General features: G+C 48.4%; 21 protein-coding genes. 12 read left to right on the top strand and 9 right to left on the bottom strand.

Annotated features, from left to right (window positions below):
• Window positions 1-85: 85 nt before the first annotated feature.
• The 4 genes from HMPREF2675_RS07180 to HMPREF2675_RS07165 all read right to left on the bottom strand — a co-directional run bounded on the left by HMPREF2675_RS07180 (window position 86) and on the right by HMPREF2675_RS07165 (window position 5,034).
• Window positions 86-730: a P-loop ATPase, Sll1717 family gene (locus tag HMPREF2675_RS07180; protein ID WP_070814560.1), complete on the bottom strand. Its 645-nt coding sequence runs from the start codon at window positions 728-730 to the stop codon at window positions 86-88.
• Window positions 731-999: 269 nt separating this feature from the next.
• On the bottom strand, window positions 1,000-1,857 hold the full coding sequence (locus tag HMPREF2675_RS07175; protein ID WP_070814559.1) for a CAF17-like 4Fe-4S cluster assembly/insertion protein YgfZ: 858 nt from the start codon (window positions 1,855-1,857) through the stop codon (window positions 1,000-1,002).
• Between the two features lie 122 nt (window positions 1,858-1,979).
• The gene (locus HMPREF2675_RS07170; protein ID WP_004519955.1) at window positions 1,980-2,543 is read right to left on the bottom strand and encodes a peptidylprolyl isomerase; all 564 of its coding nucleotides are present in this window, start codon (window positions 2,541-2,543) and stop codon (window positions 1,980-1,982) included.
• 199 nt (window positions 2,544-2,742) lie between these two features.
• A complete protein-coding gene (locus tag HMPREF2675_RS07165) occupies window positions 2,743-5,034 on the bottom strand; it encodes a TonB-dependent receptor (RefSeq protein ID WP_070814558.1) in 2,292 nt (763 codons plus the stop codon).
• A gap of 239 nt (window positions 5,035-5,273) precedes the next feature.
• Here HMPREF2675_RS07165 and HMPREF2675_RS07160 point away from each other — a divergent pair, with 239 nt between their 5' ends.
• The 12 genes from HMPREF2675_RS07160 to HMPREF2675_RS07105 all read left to right on the top strand — a co-directional run bounded on the left by HMPREF2675_RS07160 (window position 5,274) and on the right by HMPREF2675_RS07105 (window position 16,115).
• Entirely contained in the window at window positions 5,274-7,040 is a 1,767-nt protein-coding gene (locus tag HMPREF2675_RS07160; protein ID WP_070814557.1) for an ABC transporter ATP-binding protein/permease, read from the top strand.
• A gap of 147 nt (window positions 7,041-7,187) precedes the next feature.
• Window positions 7,188-7,913, top strand: a complete 726-nt coding sequence (locus HMPREF2675_RS07155; protein ID WP_070814556.1) for a glycosyltransferase family 2 protein — start codon at window positions 7,188-7,190, stop codon at window positions 7,911-7,913.
• A 4-nt stretch (window positions 7,914-7,917) separates the two neighbouring features.
• Window positions 7,918-8,847, top strand: a complete 930-nt coding sequence (locus HMPREF2675_RS07150) for an LpxL/LpxP family acyltransferase (protein WP_070814555.1) — start codon at window positions 7,918-7,920, stop codon at window positions 8,845-8,847.
• 26 nt (window positions 8,848-8,873) lie between these two features.
• Complete coding sequence (locus tag HMPREF2675_RS07145) at window positions 8,874-9,311, top strand: acyl-CoA thioesterase (RefSeq protein ID WP_004519960.1); 438 nt, start codon at window positions 8,874-8,876, stop codon at window positions 9,309-9,311.
• Between the two features lie 103 nt (window positions 9,312-9,414).
• Window positions 9,415-10,794, top strand: a complete 1,380-nt coding sequence (locus HMPREF2675_RS07140) for an MATE family efflux transporter (RefSeq protein ID WP_070814554.1) — start codon at window positions 9,415-9,417, stop codon at window positions 10,792-10,794.
• A gap of 63 nt (window positions 10,795-10,857) precedes the next feature.
• Window positions 10,858-11,631: an LEM-3-like GIY-YIG domain-containing protein gene (locus tag HMPREF2675_RS07135; RefSeq protein WP_049344209.1), complete on the top strand. Its 774-nt coding sequence runs from the start codon at window positions 10,858-10,860 to the stop codon at window positions 11,629-11,631.
• 47 nt (window positions 11,632-11,678) lie between these two features.
• Window positions 11,679-12,719: a UDP-N-acetylmuramate dehydrogenase gene (gene murB, locus HMPREF2675_RS07130; protein ID WP_049344255.1), complete on the top strand. Its 1,041-nt coding sequence runs from the start codon at window positions 11,679-11,681 to the stop codon at window positions 12,717-12,719.
• 18 nt (window positions 12,720-12,737) lie between these two features.
• A complete protein-coding gene (locus tag HMPREF2675_RS07125; protein WP_036491149.1) occupies window positions 12,738-13,379 on the top strand; it encodes a TetR/AcrR family transcriptional regulator in 642 nt (213 codons plus the stop codon).
• Window positions 13,380-13,468: 89 nt separating this feature from the next.
• Window positions 13,469-14,242, top strand: a complete 774-nt coding sequence (locus HMPREF2675_RS07120; protein WP_070814553.1) for an NAD-dependent epimerase/dehydratase family protein — start codon at window positions 13,469-13,471, stop codon at window positions 14,240-14,242.
• Between the two features lie 50 nt (window positions 14,243-14,292).
• Window positions 14,293-14,865 carry a ubiquinone biosynthesis accessory factor UbiJ gene (locus HMPREF2675_RS07115; protein ID WP_070814552.1) on the top strand — a complete coding sequence of 191 codons (573 nt, stop codon included), beginning with the start codon at window positions 14,293-14,295 and terminating at the stop codon, window positions 14,863-14,865.
• Window positions 14,866-14,892: 27 nt separating this feature from the next.
• Window positions 14,893-15,783 (top strand): NAD(+) kinase, encoded by an 891-nt coding sequence (locus tag HMPREF2675_RS07110; protein WP_049322157.1) that lies wholly within the window; start codon window positions 14,893-14,895, stop codon window positions 15,781-15,783.
• Between the two features lie 26 nt (window positions 15,784-15,809).
• Window positions 15,810-16,115: a hypothetical protein gene (locus tag HMPREF2675_RS07105; protein ID WP_070814551.1), complete on the top strand. Its 306-nt coding sequence runs from the start codon at window positions 15,810-15,812 to the stop codon at window positions 16,113-16,115.
• A gap of 97 nt (window positions 16,116-16,212) precedes the next feature.
• Here HMPREF2675_RS07105 and HMPREF2675_RS07100 read toward each other — a convergent pair whose 3' ends face one another.
• From HMPREF2675_RS07100 to HMPREF2675_RS07080, 5 genes are all read right to left on the bottom strand, one after another.
• A complete protein-coding gene (locus HMPREF2675_RS07100) occupies window positions 16,213-17,346 on the bottom strand; it encodes an AAA family ATPase (RefSeq protein ID WP_070814550.1) in 1,134 nt (377 codons plus the stop codon).
• 32 nt (window positions 17,347-17,378) lie between these two features.
• Window positions 17,379-18,182, bottom strand: a complete 804-nt coding sequence (locus tag HMPREF2675_RS07095) for an RNA ligase family protein (RefSeq protein ID WP_070814549.1) — start codon at window positions 18,180-18,182, stop codon at window positions 17,379-17,381.
• Window positions 18,183-18,241: 59 nt separating this feature from the next.
• Window positions 18,242-19,543 (bottom strand): polyamine export protein PaeA, encoded by a 1,302-nt coding sequence (locus HMPREF2675_RS07090; protein WP_070814548.1) that lies wholly within the window; start codon window positions 19,541-19,543, stop codon window positions 18,242-18,244.
• A gap of 182 nt (window positions 19,544-19,725) precedes the next feature.
• Window positions 19,726-20,151 carry a low molecular weight protein tyrosine phosphatase family protein gene (locus tag HMPREF2675_RS07085; protein WP_231550755.1) on the bottom strand — a complete coding sequence of 142 codons (426 nt, stop codon included), beginning with the start codon at window positions 20,149-20,151 and terminating at the stop codon, window positions 19,726-19,728.
• Window positions 20,123-20,338 (bottom strand): hypothetical protein, encoded by a 216-nt coding sequence (locus HMPREF2675_RS07080; protein WP_004519973.1) that lies wholly within the window; start codon window positions 20,336-20,338, stop codon window positions 20,123-20,125. Before HMPREF2675_RS07080 ends, HMPREF2675_RS07085 begins: the two co-directional genes overlap by 29 nt.
• Window positions 20,339-20,364: the final 26 nt, after the last annotated feature.

Raw genomic sequence — 20,364 nt, 5'->3', positions numbered from 1 at the left:
TCGTCTGAAAATTTTTCAGACGACCTTCTTTGTACAGCCTGCGATATATACAGGATATGGCTTGCTAAAGCTTGCTATGGTTTGATCATCGATATCGCTTACCTCTTCTTTCTTCTGCTGTGTACGCATGGAATACGGGGTGAATTTGCCACTTATATTTTTGAAGATCACTGTAATTATTTATTGTTAATAAATCAGGAAAATCATTGTAATTTAAATGGCTATAAGAATCTCCTGAGTCTTCTCTTGGATTTAAAAAACATGCCATGTGCAATAATTTAAGAATACTGATTTGTTGTTCTTTCGTTGGTGGAGCTTGAATTGAAATTCCATCAATCTGTGTTGCCCTTCTACTTGGAATAGCTTTAATTATATCAGTTACCTCTTTAAAACTATATATATCTTTTTCTGAGAAGTCTCTCATAATTTCTTTTATTTGTGGACATATTTGTTTGTATTCATTGAAAATATTGTCAACTCTATCTTTGGAAAATTGTAATAATATAGCATGAGCTTGTCTTGAACTGATTTTATCTGCCTTATCTTTTTTTGCCTCTTTAATTAACTCTTGAACGGCTTTTATTAAATCCCTTGGACGAAATCTTGCAAGCTTAGGTAACCATTGATTCCAATCACGTAAGGATCCTGTTGTTCCTGGCAAAATGACTGCTTTATTTTCAAAAAAAATGGAAAGTCCTGTACTATAATTATAGCAAGCCGTAGCCTGCATTCCCACCAACCGCGTGCGTGGCTACGCCACACACCCTACCTGCGGGCGACGCAAACCTTAAGATTAAGGTGTAGGGTGTGTGCGGTACGCACGCACGCGGTTTTTGTTGCTACCGAATGATTCCAAACCATGCCGTAATCCAGTCAGCAGCAAACGCAGCTTGGGGCATGTACCAACAAAACTCAATATCAAAGGCCGTCTGAATTTCAGACGGCCTTTCTGTTTTCATTTCAAGCTAATATTTAAGCTTTTTATTCAGCCATCTAACATCAATCTTTCTCAACCGTAAAAAACAGTTCTTCCTGTTCTAAAGCATTGCCGTCTGCATCGGTCAATACTGCTTCTGCTGCGGAAAACTTGATAACGGCGAGGCTGAGGCTGCCTTGCTCTGTGAGTGCAGTATTAAGAATAACGCCTGCTTCTTCCTCGCCGACTTTGACGGCAATACCGGCGGCTTCTAAAGAATCGCCGCTTAATACGGCCAGACCGCGTTTGACTTGGCCTCGGTATTGGGCGCGGGCGATGATTTCTTGGCCGGGGTAGCAGCCTTTACGGAAATGGACGGCGCCGATGATGTGTTGGTTGAGCATTTGGGCAACAGCCGCTTCTTTGGTTGCAGCGCAAATCCACGGATAGCCGCTGCGGATTTCGTGCAGGTTCCACGCGTTTTCGGCTCCTGCTTGATATTCGGCTGCGTTTTCGGCTGCTGAAATTTTCAGACGGCCTGTGTGCGGCAAGGCAATTTCTACGGTGTTTTCTTGAATTTGGGCCGGGAAAGACAGTTGCGGTTCGGCAGCAGGATGTGGTTCTGCATTGTCTGCCAACTCGCTGCTGACTACTAAATCAGGCATTAACTCGAAGACGACTTTTGCGCGCAAGACAAACATTCTCAAACGTTTGACGATGGCTTCGGTCAAATCTTGCGCCATGACCAACAGTAAATCTTCTCCGCGGTTGACGACCAGCATATTCGCCAACACACGGCCTTTAGGCGTATTGTATGTGGCATAACATGCCTGACCGATAGCTAAATTATTAATATCGTTGGATAATTGGCCATGAAGAAATGATGCTCTGTCTTCACCGCTGACGCGGACAACGCCGAAAAAAGGCAGGCGGGTTTGCATAATCAACTCCTTAAATTGTAGATGCTGAATTATCGCCCAAATTGCTGCTTATTATCAAATAAATAAATTCAGGCCGTCTGAATGTTTCAGACGGCCTGTTGTTTGGATTCAAGCAATCAAAATTATTTGATGCTGACTTTGCGGATAATCACGGCTTCGGTCGGTACATCTTGATGGAAACCGCGTGTCGCTGTTTTCACTTTGCTGATTTTACGGACAACGTCCATGCCGGAAGTAACTTTACCGAAAACGGCATAACCGTAGCCTTGAGGGGTTTTGCTTTTGAAATTCAAAAAGTCGTTGTCGGCCGTATTGATAAAGAACTGGCTGGTTGCGGAATTCGGATCGCCGGTGCGCGCCATGGCGATGGTGCCGACGTTATTTTTCAAGCCGTTGTCTGCTTCGTTGTTGATGGCTTTATCGGTGGATTTTTGAACCATTTTCTCGGTAAATCCGCCGCCTTGAATCATAAAATTGTCGATAACGCGGTGGAAAATCGTGTTGTCGTAAAAACCCTTTTTGGCGTAATTGACAAAGTTTGCCACTGTTTTCGGCGCTTTGACTTCATCCAGCTCCAGTTGGATGTTGCCCATATTGGTTTCAATCACCGCATGGGTAACCGCTTGCGCTTGCACGGAAAGTGAGAGTGCGAGGGCGCACAGGGTCAGTTTGATGGATTTTTTCATATGTCTTCTCGAATAATGTATTGTGAAAATGGAATATTAACCTTGTTTCGCGTGAAATCCATAAAAAACATGTAAGATTTTTCAAGCAAAAAACATAAGGCAATCAAATCAGGCCGTCTGAAAAGGGATAAAAACCAAATTCTTGCTCTTTATCATTCCCTTTCAGACGGCCTGCTATTACGGTCAAACCGAAATCAGATTAGAAATCCAATTCCGCTTTCAGCCAGTAAGTGCGCGGCATACCGACGACGGCGAAGCTGCGATCGTATTGGCCGCGCTGTACCTGCCAGTAGTTTTTGTTGAACAGGTTTTCTACCGAGCTGCTGACGGTCAGTGTGTTTTTACCGAGCTTGGTTTTGTAGCGCGCGCCTACGTCAACCAAGGTGTAGGACGGGAAGGCGTATTGTTTTTGCGTGTCTTGGTAAGACTTGCCGAAATACGAAACGTTGCCGTTCAGGGTCAAGCCTTTGGCAAACGGGGTGTCCCATTCAACGCCTGCTTTGGCAATCACGCGTGGGTTGGCGACTTGTACGCCGCTGACCAGCATATCGCGTGAATTTGGATAGTCTTTCACGGTCGATTGCAGATACATCAGACCCAAAGTCGGACGCAAAGTATTGTTGAGCAAATTCGCGTAGGTGTTGAACTCGATACCGCGGCTACGTTCCATGCCTTGTTCGTCGCCTGCCGCAGCACCGGAACGGGCAAAAGCGGAATTGTTGCCATAGGTCAGCGTTGTTGTTGTTACCCCATTTATTGTCTTGGTGGTTGTCTGACCGCGCCAGTAGCCCGGACGTTTGATTTGGAACGCGTTTAACGTGGTTACGAAATTGCCCCAGTTTTTACGCACGCCCACTTCAAACTGACGGCTGACACGTGGTTTGGACATGGTGGTATGGCCGTCATCATCGGTTTTGATGTCGGCAGGCTCTAAGTCTTCCATGTAGTTGCCGTACACGACCAAGTCAGGTTGCGGTACCCATGCAGCCATCAGCATCGGGCTGAAGCGTTTGGAATCTCCGCTTTGACCTTCTTTTTTATTGGTGTATTCAACTGCTTGGAAACGTCCGCCCAGCGTCAGGCGGTATTTATTGTCGGCAAAGCCCAGTGTGTCGGACAAGGCCAAGCTGTTGACTTTGATATTGGCATCCAGGTTTGCTGAGCCTTCCCAGTCTGTCGCGTAATTAGGAACAAAAGAAGCCAGTTGATTTTCAATATTGCCGTTTGCATCAACCTCAACGCGGCTTTTACCAGCCGAACCACGGACAGTCGCACGCTGACGAATGACACGGTCAAAAGCAGTACTCCAGTTATGCGTTACCGGGCCGGTTTCAAATTCGCCGCGCGCGGATAAATTCATACTCAAAGTACGGAAATATTGGTCGGTCAGGCGTGCCGTACCTGTGTGGTATTGGTTGGCACTTGAGCAGGTTGCGGTTTGGCTGCTTGCGCCATCTTTGCCGCAAATAGTTGGAGAAATCAGCGTGCCGTAATAACGCGCCTTGTTGTAGCCGATACCGCCTGTAATCTGTGCATTGTCAAACGCATCCCATTCAAACGTCAGCATATTGGTTTGACCGACGGTGTTTTGCCAGTTCCAAGAAGGCAGCAGGTTGGTTTTACCGTCAGGTGCATCAAACAGACGGCCTTGCAGGTTTTGAATGTCCTGCATACGCGCGCGGCCGCCATTGGTTTTGCGTTTCGCGTAGATGGAATCGAACGCCACGCGCAGTTTTTCGCCGCGGTAGTCGGTATTCAAAGCAAATTCTTTGTTGTCCTCGCTGTAACCGTCGCGCGGGGTGTCGCCGTGGCGCAGTTTGCCGTTGGCGCGTACGCCGAATTCTTTGTTTTCGCCGAAGCGTTGGCCCAAGTCGAACGTACCTTGGGCGCGGTTGTTGCTGAACCAGCCCAAACCGATTTTGCGGTTGCCTTCGTCGGCGGCTTTTTTGGTTTCGATATTGACGGAACCGGATACCGCGCCTTCAGGATCCATACCGTTTACGGCAGTGGATGCGCCTTTAATCAGTTGTGCGGAGCCGACTTGCACGCTGGCCGTACCTTGCGTGCCGTACATACCTGCCAAACCGTTGACGCTGAATTGGCGCGCATCAAGTTGGTAACCGCGGAAATACAGGCCGGTCAAGGTGTTGCTTTCGCCGCCAAACTGCCAAGTCGAAGCGTCTTTTTTCGCTACGGCATCTACCAAAGTACGCGCTTCGGTATTGTTGAGGGCTTTTTCGTCGTAATTGACCACAGTAATCGGAGCGGTAAAGGCATTCGCTTTACCCAACACACCCAAATTCACACGGTCGCGCATATCGCCGTCGCTGGCGATGGAGTAAGAACGGGCGGCTTTGACGCGTTTGGCGTCGGCGCGGACATTGACTTCCTGCAACTGCTGTTGCACAGGGGTTTCGGGTGTCGCTTCATCGGCGGCATAAGAAAATGCGCTCATAATCAAAAGCGGCATCAGGGCTAATTTGCTGTTCATAAAATACCTTCTGGTTTGAAATATTAATAATTCTTATTTCTTATATCGAGTAAAAAATTACAAAGTAATTTGGTTTTGCGATTATATTTGATAAGATTTCTGCTTTCCACAAAAACAAATAAGAACCGTTTGTAAATACAAAAAATACAACAGTTCAGAAAACTATTATTACAGTTACCATAGTCAAATAAATTTGCCGTCCTTTCAGACGGCCTTTACTTCCTTTCAGAGAACACCTCATGCAAAAATGGCAAATCGAGCTTTATTCCACGCCGTCTTGGCTGTTGCAGACCTTATTGATGGTCGCTGCAGCCTCGGCGGTCATTCTGTTTTTTGCACGCAACACACGCTTCGGGCGCGAGTTTAGCTATATCCTGCGGCTGTGTCTGACGCCGAAAAGTACGGTCAAAGTATTGCTGCTGATTACGGCGATGATTACGCTGCTGTTAACCGAAGTACGGCTGAATGTGTTGAGTACCTTTATGTCCAAAGGGCTTTACGACTCGATGCAGGATTTGAATGCCTCCACGTTTTGGATGTTTGCAGCGATGAACGCGGGCGTGGTGTTGATACGTGCGTTTAACAACGTCGTCAACGACTTTCTCGATCAAGGCTTGGCGATTAAATGGTCGGAGCGGCTCAATGAAGTTTTGACTTCACGCTGGCTTGCCGACAAAAACTACTACCGCCTGCAAATGCGCCGCCACGCGCCGGACAACATCGACCAACGTATCCAACAGGACGCGCAGGATTTCATCGCTTCGACCATAGAATTTGTGCGCGGCATGGTCAATTCGGTCGTTACCTCGTTGGAATTTGCCGTTGTTTTGTGGGGCTTGGCGGGCATCCTGACCGTGTTCGGCTTCGACATTCCGCACGGCATCGTTTGGTTTGTCTATATGTTTGTGATTTTGGCGACCTTTATCGCCATGTGGATAGGCAACCCTTTGATTCGTTACAACTATGAAAACGAAAAGCTCAACGGCGACTATCGTTATTCCCTTATCCGCGTGCGCGACCACGCCGAAAGCGTGGCGTTTTACAGCGGCGAAAAACACGAACATGACCAGCTTTCCAACCGCTTTAAAGCCATTATCCGCAACCGTTGGCGCATCGCCCGCCAAAGCGTCTGCTTAAGCGGCTTTAACGATATGTTTACCAACGGAATCAAGCTCTTCCCCATTATTTTGCAAGCCCCGCGCCTGTTTGCCGGACAAATCAAAATCGGCGACATCCAGCAGACCGTCCAAGCCTTCGCACGACTGCAAAACGCGCTGTCTTTCTTCCGGATGTTCTACAACAAATTCACCGCATACCGCGCCCGATTGGAGCGTCTGTACGGCTTTTTGCTGAGTACGGAAGAAAAACACACCGCACAACAACCCGAGCTTACCGAAGTTTCAGACGGCCTGATCTTGGAAAACGTTGCCCTATACCGCCACAACGGCGAAGTTTTATTAGACGGCATCAACATCAACCTCAAAAGCGGCAATTCCCTGTTGATACGCGGCCCGAGCGGTTGCGGCAAAACTTCATTGCTGCGCGCGCTGGCTGGGCTTTGGCCTTTCGGCAGCAGTGGTAAAGTCAGCCATCCACCGCATCAAGACATCCTCTTCCTGCCGCAACGCCCGTACACGGCGCAAGGCAGCCTGCGCGACGCGATTTGTTATCCCGACATCGACAAGCAGCATCCGGAACTAATCGACGCCATGAATACCTGCCGCTTAGGTTATCTCGTTGATAAATTAGACAAACCCGACGATTGGCAACACAAACTCTCCCCCGGCGAACTCCAACGCGTCGCCTTCGTCCGCGCCCTGCTCTCGCAGCCCAAAGTCATCCTGCTTGACGAAGCTACCGCCGCTTTGGACGAACCGACCGAAGCCATGCTCTACCGCGCCTTAAAGCAAAAACTGCCCGACAGCATCATCATCAGCATCGGCCACCGCAGCACGCTCAACGAGTTCCATGATTTATGCCTCGATGTCGGTCATGTACAATGCTGAATTAATGGCATACCAAAGGCCGTCTGAAACAGTGAAAAACGAAATCTAACGATTTTGTCATCGCCGTTTCAGACGGCCTTTTCAAACGCCATGGCATGTTTATTTGCTATACTCTGCATTGTGTTAACGTCGTCTAAAAAAATATTTATGAAAACCCTGGCCCTCATTCCACATTACAACCACCCGACCACCATCAGCCACGTTGCCCAAACCATGCGCGGCTTTGGTTTAAACGTTTTAATTGTGGACGACGGTTCACGCGAAGAATGCAAACCTGTATTGCAGGCTTTGGTTTCAGACGGCATTGATGTCCTTTACCGTCCCATCAACGGCGGCAAAGGCGCAGCAGTCAAAACCGGCTTGGAATACGCTCAAGAACATGGCTATACCCACGTCTTGCAGGTTGATGCAGACGGCCAACACTGCTTGAGCGACACACCCAAACTCCTCGCCGCAGCAGAGCAAAACCCCGAAGCCGTTGTTTGCGGATGGCCGCAATACGGCGATGACGCGCCCAAAGCACGGCTTTACGGACGCAAAATTACCGATTTCTGGAATATGCTGCACACTTGGTCATGCGACATCAAAGACGGCATGTGCGGCTTCCGCCTCTATCCGCTTGCACCCGCGCTGTCCGTCGTCCGCGAAGAAACCGTAGGCGACCGCATGGACTTCGATACGGAAATCCTTATCCGCCTGTACTGGCGCAACGTCAAACCGGTTTGGATTAAAACGCCCGTCCAATATGCCGCCGACGGCGTGTCTCACTTTGATGCCTTTGCCGACAATGTCCGCATCAGCAAAATGCACACACGGCTGTTTTTCGGTATGTTGAAACACCGATTGGGTAAAGTTTTCGGAAAGGCCGTCTGAAACCATGACCGATAATAAACAAACCCATTGGGCGGCGCAACCCGAACGTGGCAGCCGCCTGTTTCTCGCCCTGACCACATTGATGGTGCGCTATCTGCCGGCTTTTTTCATGAGGCCGTGCATTTGGTTTGTGGTGCTGTATTTTTATGCAACCGCGCCCAAACCGCGCCGTCATGTCTTACGCTATCAAACCCGTCTTCAGACGGCCTTTCCCCATACCGTCCTGCCGAAACACAGCGTATTCAAACAGTTCGTCGCATTTGGCGAAGCGGTTTGCGACCGTTTTGCCGTGTGGCAACGCAAAATCCGTTATGAAGATTTGGTGATTGAAGATCCGGACGACATCTATTCGCAAATCAAGCGCAACGAACGCGGCCAGATTTTTGCCTGTTCGCACTTAGGCAATACCGAAGTTTGCCGTGCGCTGGTGTCGCACCATAAAGATTTCAGACTCAATGTATTGGTGCACAGCAAGCACGCGCAGGCATTTAACGAGGCATTGCAAAAAGCCGGTGCAGATCATATCCGTCTGATTCAGGTGACAGATTTGGACACCACCCTGATGATGGAATTGAACCGCCGTATCGAAGACGGCGAATGGATTGCCATCGCGGCCGACCGCGTGCCTGTACGCGGCGAGAAAACCGCCGACATTAATTTCTTAGGACATACCGCCCCTATGCCGCAAGGCGCATGGCTGTTGGCTTCGCTTTTAAAAACGCAAGTAAACACGCTGTTTTGCGTCAAACAAAACGGCCGCCATCATTTGAAACTGCGCCGCTTTACCGATACTTCCAGCTGGAAACGCGGCAACCGCGAAGCCGCCGTCAAAGATGCGATGCAGGGTTTTGCCGACATTTTGGCGCAAGAATGTGCGCAAAATCCGCTACAATGGTTCAATTTTTATGATTTTTGGGGCGAAGACGCCGTCTGAAACCATCACACTTACTCTTTTAAACCATGAAAAAACACATCTACTGCCAACACAGCTTTGAAACCGAAGTTCCTTTTTTTGATGTAGATGCCATGCACATCGTGTGGCATGGCAACTATGTCAAATACCTTGAAACTGCACGTTGCGCTTTTCTGTCTTCCATCGGTTATGACTACAATGAAATGGGGCGGCAGGGGTACAGCTGGCCGATTGTGCAGATGAACCTCAAATACATCCGCCCTGCCCGTTTCGGCCAAAAAATCCGCGTTGATATGGACATAGTAGAAATCGAAAGCTGCCTGCGTATCGATTACACCATTTACGATGCCGAAACCAACGAAAAACTGACCCGCGCTTCGACTACCCAAGCCGCAGTATCGCTTTCAGACGGCCTAATGCAGTTTCAAACGCCGGACAGCTGGTTGGAAGCCGTCAAAAGACATCCGACTTTTAAGGCCGTCTGAAAAATTTAGCGATTAAACAACATATTGCCTGCTTATCAGTATTACCCTTTATAATTTTAAATTTCCGTTTTCAGACGGCCTTTATCCTCAAATCGCACACATTATGCTACTGAACCTCAACCGCTTTGCCTTTCCTGTTTTCTTAAAAGAAACCCGCCTGCTTACCGCCCTCGCCCTGCCTATGCTGTTGGCGCAAGTGGCGCAAGTGGGCATTGGTTTTGTCGATACAGTGATGGCCGGCGGCGCAGGTAAGGAAGATTTGGCCGCGGTGGCTTTGGGTAGCAGCGCGTTTTCTACGATTTACATTACCTTTATGGGCGTAATGGCGGCGTTGAACCCGATGATTGCCCAGTTGTACGGCGCAGGTAAAACCGAAGAAGTCGGCAAAACAGGAATGCAGGGCATTTGGTTTGGCTTGTGTTTGGGCGTATTCGGCATGCTGTTGATGTGGACGATGATTACGCCGTTCCGTCATTGGCTGACATTGAACGATTATGTCGAAGACACGATGGCGCAATATATGTTCTTTACCAGCTTGGCAATGCCGGCCGCCATGATACACCGCGCCCTGCACGCCTATGCCTCCAGCTTGAACCGTCCGCGCGTGATTATGTTGGTCAGTTTCGCGGCATTTGTGTTGAATGTGCCACTGAACTATGTGTTCGTTTACGGCAAATTCGGTATGCCTGCTTTGGGCGGCGCAGGTTGCGGCGTGGCAACGGCGGCGGTATTTTGGTTCAGCGCATTGGCTTTGTGGCTTTATATCGCCAAAGAAAAATTCTTCCGTCCGTTTGGTTTGACGGCAAAAATCGGCAAACCCGATTTGGCGGCTTTCAAACAGATTTGGAAAATCGGCGCACCCATCGGCTTGTCTTATTTTCTAGAAGCCAGCGCGTTTTCGTTTATCGTCTTTTTGGTGGCGCCATTCGGCGAAGATTATGTCGCCGCGCAACAAGTCGTCATCAGCCTGTCGGGCATTTTGTATATGGTTCCGCAAAGCGTCGGCTCAGCAAGCACGGTACGCGTAGGCTTTTCGCTTGGACGGCGCGATTTTTTGCGGGCGCGTTATATTTCAGGCGTGTCGCTGGTGTTAGGCTGGGTACTTGCCACCTGCACCGCGCTGCTCTTGGTCATCTTTCGCTTTCAGTTGGCCAGTATGTACACCAACGATGCGGCAGTATTAGGCATTGCCGCGACCGTTTTATTTTTCGCCTCCCTATTCCAACTGGCAGACGCTACCCAATGTATCGCTTCATATGCGCTGCGCGGCTATAAAGTGACCAAAATGCCGATGTTCATCCATGCCGTGGCTTTCTGGGGTTGCGGCCTGTTGCCCGGCTACCTGCTTGCCTATCATGCCGATATGGGCATTTACGGCTTCTGGACCGCGCTGACCGTTTCACTGACGATTGCCGCCATCGCATTGGTATGGTGCCTGGAGCTTTGCAGTAAAGAGATGGTCAAATCGCATAAGGCCGTCTGAAATTTCTTTCAGACGGCCTCTATTGATGTTTTATTTACGGCTTATTCACTTTTAAGGAAAAAAATGTTTTCAACTTCCATTATAGAAAAACTTGCTTACTATATTTATTGCCTGATTGACCCTAGAGACGGCAATATTTTCTATGTAGGTAAAGGCTTGAACAATCGCGTTTTCCATCATGCCCAAGCCTCATTACAAGAAACAGAAAAGCCAAGTGATAAAATTGCCTTGATTAGGGAAATACATAAAAGTGGGAACCAGCCTGTGTATTACATTCTACGGCACGGCATCAAAACCAGCGACCAAGCTGAACAATATGAAGCGATGGCAATAGACCTACTCTCCCTAGTCAAACCGAGCCAGCAGCCGCTGACTAATATTCAAGGCGGCACGCATTCTTCTGAAGTAGGACTGATGAGCTTGTCCGAATTAAAACGAAAATATGATGCACAAGAATTAAAAACTGGTGAACCTATTGTTTTAATTACGATTAATAAAGAATACGAGAAACTGAAAAAAGACATCAGATCAGGGAATATTCCTGAAGCCGATAGGCATAAGGAAATTTATGAGCGCACACGGAAATATTGGAAAATCGGAAACCGACGTGAAAAAGCAAAATATGCAGTTGCAGTCTATCGCGGCTGGACATTGGCAGTATATGAAATCAAAAGATGGATTTCCGCCGATGATATTATTAAAGGCCGCTGGATGTTTGAAGGCAAGCCACTACCAGAAGAATCCAAGATTTATCAAGAAATCGTGGACAAGCTGACCTATTCTTCCCAAGAAAACTATAAAGCCCCCCAAAACCCCATTACCTATCGTAATTGTTAAATAGTAAATTTTCAGATGACCTGAAATCCACGAAATTACAAATCATCATGCAACCCATCCAATACCAAACCGACCTCACTCCCTACAACACTTTCGGCCTGAAAGCCCAAGCCCAAGCATTTGTTTCACTCAAACATGCCGATGAATTACGCGACATCGTCCGGCTGCCCGAGTTCAACCGAGATACTGTTTTATGGCTCGGCGGCGGCAGCAATATCCTTTTGATGGAGGACTACGCCGGTCTGGTTGTGCATATGGAAAACAAGGGAATTCGTGAAATTGAGCGTTCAGACGGCCTGGTTTATATCGAAGCGCAAGCCGGGGAAATTTGGCATGATTTTGTTTTGCATACGGTTGGACTGGGTTTAAGCGGGCTGGAAAACCTCAGCCTGATTCCGGGCACGGTCGGCGCGTCTCCGGTACAAAACATCGGTGCATATGGTGTTGAAGCGAAAGATGTTATCCATAGCGTACGCTGCTTTGATTTGGATACGGAAACCTTTGTCGAGCTTTCTAATTCCGACTGTGACTTTGCCTATCGTGAAAGCCTGTTCAAACAGGAAGGCAAGGGACGTTATGTGATTGTTTCGGTTGTATTTGCGCTAAAAGAGCATTTTGTGCCGAACTTGGGCTATGGCGATTTGGCAGCAGCGGTTGCCGAACTGAGCCAAGGCAGAGAAGCAACGGCCAAAGATGTTTCCGACGCAGTGTGTGCAATCCGCAACAGTAAACTGCCTAATCCTAACGTGCTTGGTAATGTCGGAAGTTTCTTTAAAAACCCTGTTGTCAGCGCTGAAAAAGCTGCCGATTTGTTGCAGCAATACCCCAATATGCCACGCTATCCGCAGCCTGACGGTTCGGTCAAACTCGCGGCCGGCTGGCTGATTGACCAATGCCGTCTGAAAGGTCATCAGATCGGCGGTGCGGCAGTGCATGACAGACAGGCTTTGGTTTTGGTGAATAAAAACAATGCATCCGCGCAAGATGTCCACCAGCTGGCACAATATGTTTGTAATACAGTATTTACTCAATTTCAGGTAGAATTACACGCAGAACCCAACTGGCTGCCTACTTCATACAGCCTATAAAACAAAGGAGTGTATTCCATGCCGCGCATTGCTAAAGTCAACACTTACACACGAATCATCAATGCCAGCCTCGCCTTGTTCAACGAAGAAGGCGAGCGCAATATTAGCACCAACCATATTGCCGCCCACTTAGGTATCAGCCCGGGCAACCTCTACTACCATTTCCGCAACAAAGACGAAATCATCGTCCAATTGTTCAAACGTTACAGCGAGGCCCTGCTTGCCTACCTTAATGAAGCCGTATTGCCGTCTAATGTGGAAGACTCCATCAACTACATGGCCGGTATTTATGATGTGATGTGGGAATACCGTTTCCTTTTCAGCGATGTGAACACCCTGCTTGCCCGCAGTGCCGAATTATTGGGCGAACACAATACCTTTACCCAAGCCAAAGTGTCCCCGCTGTTGGTCAACCTGCTGACTCAGCTCAACGGTCTGAACATCATCAGCGCAGACCAAACCGCGATGAACGACCTCGCCGTCAATATGTGGATGGTAACGAAATACTGGTTCGACTTTGACAGCTCCCTGCGCGGCCGCGCCAAGTTGACCGAAGATTCCAAAGTACGGGGCATCAGCCGCACACTCAGCCTGTTGCGCCCTTACCTCCTGCCGGAACACCGCGCTGAATTCGACCAAAAAATCGGCAGTAACCATTAATTTTTCCAGACAAAGGCCGTCTGAAAACGTGGCTTTAACCAAGTTAAAGCTATTTTCAGACGGCCTGTTAATTTTCGGATGCTTTATTTATGCACCTTCCCGATATTTCCATTCTCGGCTTAGGCTATCTCGGCCTGCCGCTGGCACAGAAATTTTATGAGCAAGGCAGTCAGGTAGCCGCCATCAAACGCAACCTGACCTCTGACGACATCAATCTGCCGATTGAACTCGACATCATCGATTTGAATCAAGACGATATTTTTCACAGTTCGACCTTGTGGCAAAACCATATCAACAAGCCGACATGGTTCTGCCTGCTTCCGCCTTCGTCATTAAACCATTACGCCGATACGCTGAAAAAATGGATTCAACTTGCCGAGCAGTCCAAGGTACAACACATCATCTTTACCAGCAGCACCAGCGTGTATGGCGACCAAGCACGCATATGCGATGAAACCACGCCGCCCGATCCGCAAACCGAATTCGCCCGTCAAATCCTCGCGGTTGAGCAAGCCTTGCTGAAAAGCGCCGTCCCCCATATCGACATATTGCGACTGGGCGGGCTTTACTCTGCCGACCGTCACCCCGTTACCAAGCTGGTTCAAAAAACACGCATTCAAGGCGGCAATCAACCCGTCAATATCCTTCATAAAGACTTAGCCGTCCAAATCCTTTTTCAGACGGCCTGCCAAGCCGACGGCAAACGTATCCGCAATATTGTCGAACCCCGCCACCCAAGCCGGGCCGAATTTTATACTGCCGAAGCGACCAAACTCGGCCTGCCGGCTCCTGATTTCATCGTTGATGATGAAAGCAACGGCAAAATTGTAAATACCGTTTGCGCAGACGGGCTAAGCCTGTAAAATTGCGACTCAACCCATTCATCCGTTTCAGACGGCATTTAGAGTAAACCATGTCCGCCCTATTTCCCATTATCAACCACCTGATACAGCAAAATCCGGAGCAGCAGCGCGAGCTGTCTGAATTTGCAGGCAGCATCATCTGCATCAGCCTGACCGGTTTCAGACTGACCGGACGCATCAGCGAACAAGGTTTTCTTGAAACCGCAAACGATACCGTCGACACCAACATCACATTCCACAACAGCGCCATCCAAAAAATCCTCCAAGGCGGCCAGCCCGGCGTGGGCGACATCAGCCTCGAAGGCGACTTGGTATTGGGCATGTCAGTCCTTCCTATTTTGGGTGGACTGCGCTATTATCCGAGCGAAGATTTGGCGCGGATATTCGGTCATGTAGCCGCAGAAAGCATCAGCTCGCGTGCCGGCGACATCGGCCGCACCATGAAAAAAATCGGCAAAAGCATTGCCGAGCAAATCAGCGACTTTTCACGCGAACCCGAATCCCCTGTTATCGACCAAGCCACGCTTGCCGCATGGCTGGAAGAAGTGGACAAACTGCGCGACGACGTTGCCCGCTTAAACGAACGCCTCGACCGCCTCGAGCGCGATATCTGGATAGATTAAATACTTAATTTCAGACGGCCTGCTATCATGAAAAGCCCATTTAAAAACATCGGTATCGTTACGCGTCCCAATACGCCCGAGATTCAAGATACCGTCCACACATTGGTTTCTTTTCTGCGCGAAAACGGCTTCACCATCTATCTGGATGAATTGAGCGTAGAAGAACACTGCGTCTATATCCAAGATTCCGCCTACTGCGAAACCGTCAACAAAGCCCAGCTGGGCAAATACTGCGACCTCGTCATTGTGCTCGGCGGCGACGGCACCTTCCTCTCCGCCGCCCGCGAAGTCGCCCCGCGCGCCGTCCCCATCATCGGCATCAATCAAGGCCACTTGGGCTTTCTCACCCAAATCTCACGCGACACCATGGTTGAAGGCATCCGCCCCGTACTGGAAGGCAAATATCTGCCCGAAGAACGCATCCTCATCGAAGCCAGTATCATTCGTGACGGCGAAACGATTGAACGTGCCCTCGCCCTCAACGACACCGTACTGTCTCGTGGCGGCGCAGGCCAAATGATTGAATTTGAAGTCTTTATCAATCAAGAATTTGTCTATACCCAACGTTCTGACGGCCTGATTATTTCCACACCGACAGGTTCAACCGCCTACGCGCTTGCCGCCGGCGGCCCCATCATGCAGGCCGGTTTGCACGCCTTCACGCTTGTGCCTATCTGTCCGCAATCCATGACCAACCGCCCGATTGCCATACCCGACACCAGCGTGATCGAAATCCTCATTACCAAAAGCGGCGACGCACGCGCACATTTTGACGGACAATCCCATATCGACGTACAAAATTTCGACCGCATCATCATCCGTCGCTATCACAACCCCTTGCGCGTCCTCCATCCCACCGATTACCAATACTTCAAAACCCTGCGCCAAAAGCTGCATTGGGGCGAACAATTAATTTAAACACCACTTCAATTAATAGGCTGACCATGAAAACCATTTCCCAAACCTTAATCATCGCGCTGTGCGCCCTTTCCTCCCTCTCCGTCTCCGCACACGGCATGCACAAAAGCAAACCCTTGTCCTTTGAAGAATTGCCGAAAATTTGCCAGCAATACTTTACCCGCGCAGATGCGTGTTACCAAAAAGCAGGCGATAAAGCATCGTTCCAACGCGACAACACAAAATACCTGCGTCAAGTCCTGCCTGCCGCCGACGTAGGCCAACGTGAACGCATGTGCCAAATTGCCATGGATACATTCGCTGAAAAAACAAAAGGCTTAAATTGCGAATAAAGACTTCTGTCTTAGCTCTAGCAATTTTTGATTTCATAAAAAGGCCGTCTGAAACATTGGATTGTTTCAGACGGCCTGATTACAAGGTTCTTACCTATTAAGAAGAAACCACAAAATCCACTGTATGCGCTTCACTGTAATCAGGGATTTCTAGCTTTTCTATCATGCGATGCAACACATCATTCGGCACAGAATGTTCGCGGTTACGGTTTTGCGATAGTAATTGCGTGTAAGGCACTTCCAAATAAATGAGATGCACGCGTGCGCCGTAATCGGCAAACATCGGCAGCCATTTGCTGCGCAGGTCGCGGTTAAGATTGGTCGCATTAAAGACAAACGACGTACGGGCACGCAGGTATTCTTTTGCCTGCTCTTTACCCAAACGCACTGCTTCGGCGGTATGTTTGGAATCCGCGGGATTGAGTTTTCGCTCACGGCGAATCTCATCCAGCGACAGCATAGGCAGATGAGCAAGATGTTGCCTGATGTAACTGTCTTTGCCGCTGCCTGCTATGGCGCACATGGCGTACACATCAAAGGTCTGATCATCAAATGGCTGATAATCCGGCATTTCGCTACGGCCGTTAAGATAGAGATAGCGTCCGTAGTCACTGGCGAAAGTACGTGCCTTACCCCAACAAGCATTTTCTTCACAGAGTTCACGAAACAAATCAATGCGCAGCAAAATATCCTGTTGGTCGCAACATATACGGCCTAAAACATCGGCTTTAGCAAGCATGGCAAGATGCGCAGTGTTGACCTGCAAACTGGCCGCTATGACGGCTCGCTCAGGATTAGGCTTGTTAATCGCCCATAAGGGCAATCCGTGCAAGCGCACGAGTTTGGCGATTGATTCTCTTACGGCAAACGGAGCGGCAAGTTCGGTATACAGTAAAGTACGGGCGGTATGCTCGCCTTTTTTTGCGTGATGCGGCGAAACGATACGCTCTTTGCCGTTTTCTATTTCACGCTTGGTCGTACTGCGTTTTTCTACGTCATGCAGCATGGCGGCGGCAAACAAGATGTGTTGCTCCTGCTCGCCGAGTGCTTGGAATTCGGGCAGTTGCAGCAGGGCTTCGCACACCATTTTGGTATGCGTAAATACATCGCCTTCGGCATGCCATTCAGGATCTTGGGGAACGTTTTTCATATCGGCAAACCAGCTGAAACGACGTTCTAAGGCTTGCCAATCAGGAAGTTGGCCGGGTATGTAATATGGGAATGTCCACATGGTTGTCTTTCTTATTATTGAATAATTGGACTTCAGGCCGTCTGAAACTGCCAGCTTTGCCAATGGTATTTGTCGTAATCAATAAGATGGGCAGGCTTCCAAGTTTTCGTCCAATGAACATCGGTTTTAACGTGTTTGGCTCGTACCAATTTGAAAAGGTTGTCGAATTCATTGGATTGAACAGGCAGGTTGCCGTTGTTGGTGGCAAAATCAGCGGCGTTACGGATAACAAAACCTTCGCTGCATGCTGCTCCTGTATTCGGATCGTAGCCGCCAAGTTTGCCGGCAGTTTGTACGCTCTCCGTCCACGACTCTCCCAAATTAGCGGCCAGCCATTGCGCTAAAGCAATATCTTCATTGGCGTATTTTTGGGTAAAGTCGGCAAGAGGCTGCACAATGGGAATTTCTGGCACAGTCGGAAAATCAAACAGCTGCGCATAAAATTTAACCTCTTCCCATGAAAGCCAATGTCCGCCACGACGGACGGCGAATAGATAAAAATAGCTTTCCAATTGAGAATAGGCAATCGAATGAATGCCGTACATATTCTCGCCAAAAAGTTCGAGATCGCCCAAATCATCTTTGATTTGCTGCCATCGTTGCAGCAAAGGTTTATCCCACGGATGCTGAGTAGGCGCAGTATGACTACGGGCATAGAGGCCGTGTGCGGCAAAGCAGTTGTTTTGCCCATCTAATTTTTCGGTTAAAACCAATTTCGGCAGCGAGGCAAAATATGAAAGAAAGCCGCGCGGCATAAAGCGGTCGTCAGAGGTGGTACCGAGGCTGATGGGTGCGTGCAGGCTGCGGGCGTATTTTTGAGGTTCATTAGTTGTCATAATATTTTTTCCTTTTTATTTATTTTTTAATTTTCTTTTCAAATATTCCCAGCAACCCGTTACATTTTCCCCACCACATTTTCTTGCTTGGAAACCAAAAGTTGATCGATTTTCAAGTTTTCGGTATCGATGATTTCAAACTTATAACCGGCATAAACCAAAAAATCGGTGCGTTTCGGGATTTTGCGCAGGGAATACATCATAAAGCCGGCGATGGTTTCGTAGTTTTCCGAATCGGGAAACTCTTCGATATCCAGCGCACGCATGACATCGGCGAGCGGGGTCGCGCCGTCCACTAGCCAGGTGTCCTCGGTACGGCGGATGATTTGCGGCTCTTCTTCGGTATTGACCAGCTCACCCATCACAATGCTCATCACGTCTTTCAACGTTACCACGCCGACCACCAGCGCGTATTCGTTCACTACGACGGCAAAGTCTTCGCCGGAAGTTTTGAAGGTCTCCAACACATCATAAAGCGACAGCGTGTCGGGAATAAACAAGACTTTGCGCAATACACGCTTGTCGGTCAGGCGGACGTCTTTTTCTTTTAAAAACAAGGTCAGCAGCGTATGTGATTCGATGTAGCCGATGACGCGTTCCAAATCGCCGTCGCATACGAGGAATTTGTTGTGCGGTTTGTCGGACATCATTTCCAACACGGTATCGCTGTTGTCGTTTTTATCAAAATAGACAATGTATTCGCGCGTGCTCATGGTGGAAGTTACCTTACGCTCCTGCATATCAAAAATGTTTTCAATCAGATAGTGTTCCTGCTCTTTCAACACACCAGCCTGAGCGCCTGCATCAACGACGGCATAAATATCTTCCGAGGTCAGCTGCTCCTGACGGACGGTTGAGATTTTGAAGAGTTTGAATATTGTGTTTGCCAACCCGTCAAAAACCCAGACAAGGGGTTTTAAGATAAAAATCAGAAACATCATCGGACGGACAATGCGTACCGCCACCGCTTCGGGATGGGTCATTGCCATACGCTTGGGCATCAGGTCGGCAATTAAAATAAAGCTGCCTGTAACCAGCGAGAAGGTCAACAAAGAGGCAACTGTGCTGCCCCAACTGCCTGCATTCTCCAATAGCTTGCCAAAATAAGGACGTATTGCCGCCTCGCCGACGATACCGGCAAGAATGGCGACGGCGTTCAAACCGATTTGGACAACGGTAATAAAACTGCCCGGCTGCTGCTGCATATTGATTACGTCAAGCGCACGCGTATCGCCGCCGTCTTTCGCCATGACCTGCAATTTGATTTTGCGTGCCGAAGCAAGCGCGAGTTCGGAACAGGACACAAACGCGCTAATGACAATCAGCAGGCACAATAATAGTAAGGCTTCAAAAATATTCATGAAAAAGTATGTGTATGGTATAGGTTAAAAATATTCAAACAGAAAAGGCCGTCTGAAAAATTCAATTTGATTTTAGATTTGCGTTTTATTTGTCAGTGATGCGTGAAGTAAATGATGTTTTGGAATAAATTTTACTTAGAAGTAAGTCATATTTTTTTCAGATAATCTTGAGGAAAACCTCATTATCTAGACAGATAAGGCACGACACTTTCCTTCAATATTTCTATCAACTCTTCATCCATGTATCTGTAATCATCAGGAATATCTAAAACAATCATTTCCTTATATTGCAAAGCACGGGGAAACTGTGCCAGCAGACGGCTCTTATGTTTTTGTTCCATCACGAAAATCTTATCTGCCCATGCAATATCATCTATGGAAACAGTATGCCGCGCATTGGGGCTGGTCCCTGCAGAACGTGCCTGCACATTTGGATAACGTCGAAATACGGTTTCAGCGGTAGGACTGCGCCATTGGTTACGACTACAAATAAAAAGTGCATTCATAAAAATTAAAAAAGGCGGAAAGTATCCGCCTTGTGAAAACCATCTCGATTGAATCGAAAATGTATCTTTTGAGTTAATCAAACCATTCAGCATCAAATTCATGCTGTCTGAACGGATAAATAAAACCCAGTTTTTGTGCACGTTTGATTTTATTGCTGCGGAGATACATCAAATCCCACTTTTTTTCAGGTTTATATTTCAAAGGATTTTTGCCATGTACACGATGACTAGGGCGTTGCTCTTGATGTCGTCGCCATGCACGGCTACGACTTTGATCTAAATTGTCCATTATCTGCTTTCTAATTTTGTTTCGGA

The sequence above is a fragment of the Neisseria sp. HMSC061H08 genome, from assembly GCF_001836795.1.
GTDB lineage: Bacteria > Pseudomonadota > Gammaproteobacteria > Burkholderiales > Neisseriaceae > Neisseria > Neisseria subflava_A.
This window is presented reverse-complemented; position numbering and strand designations above follow the sequence as displayed.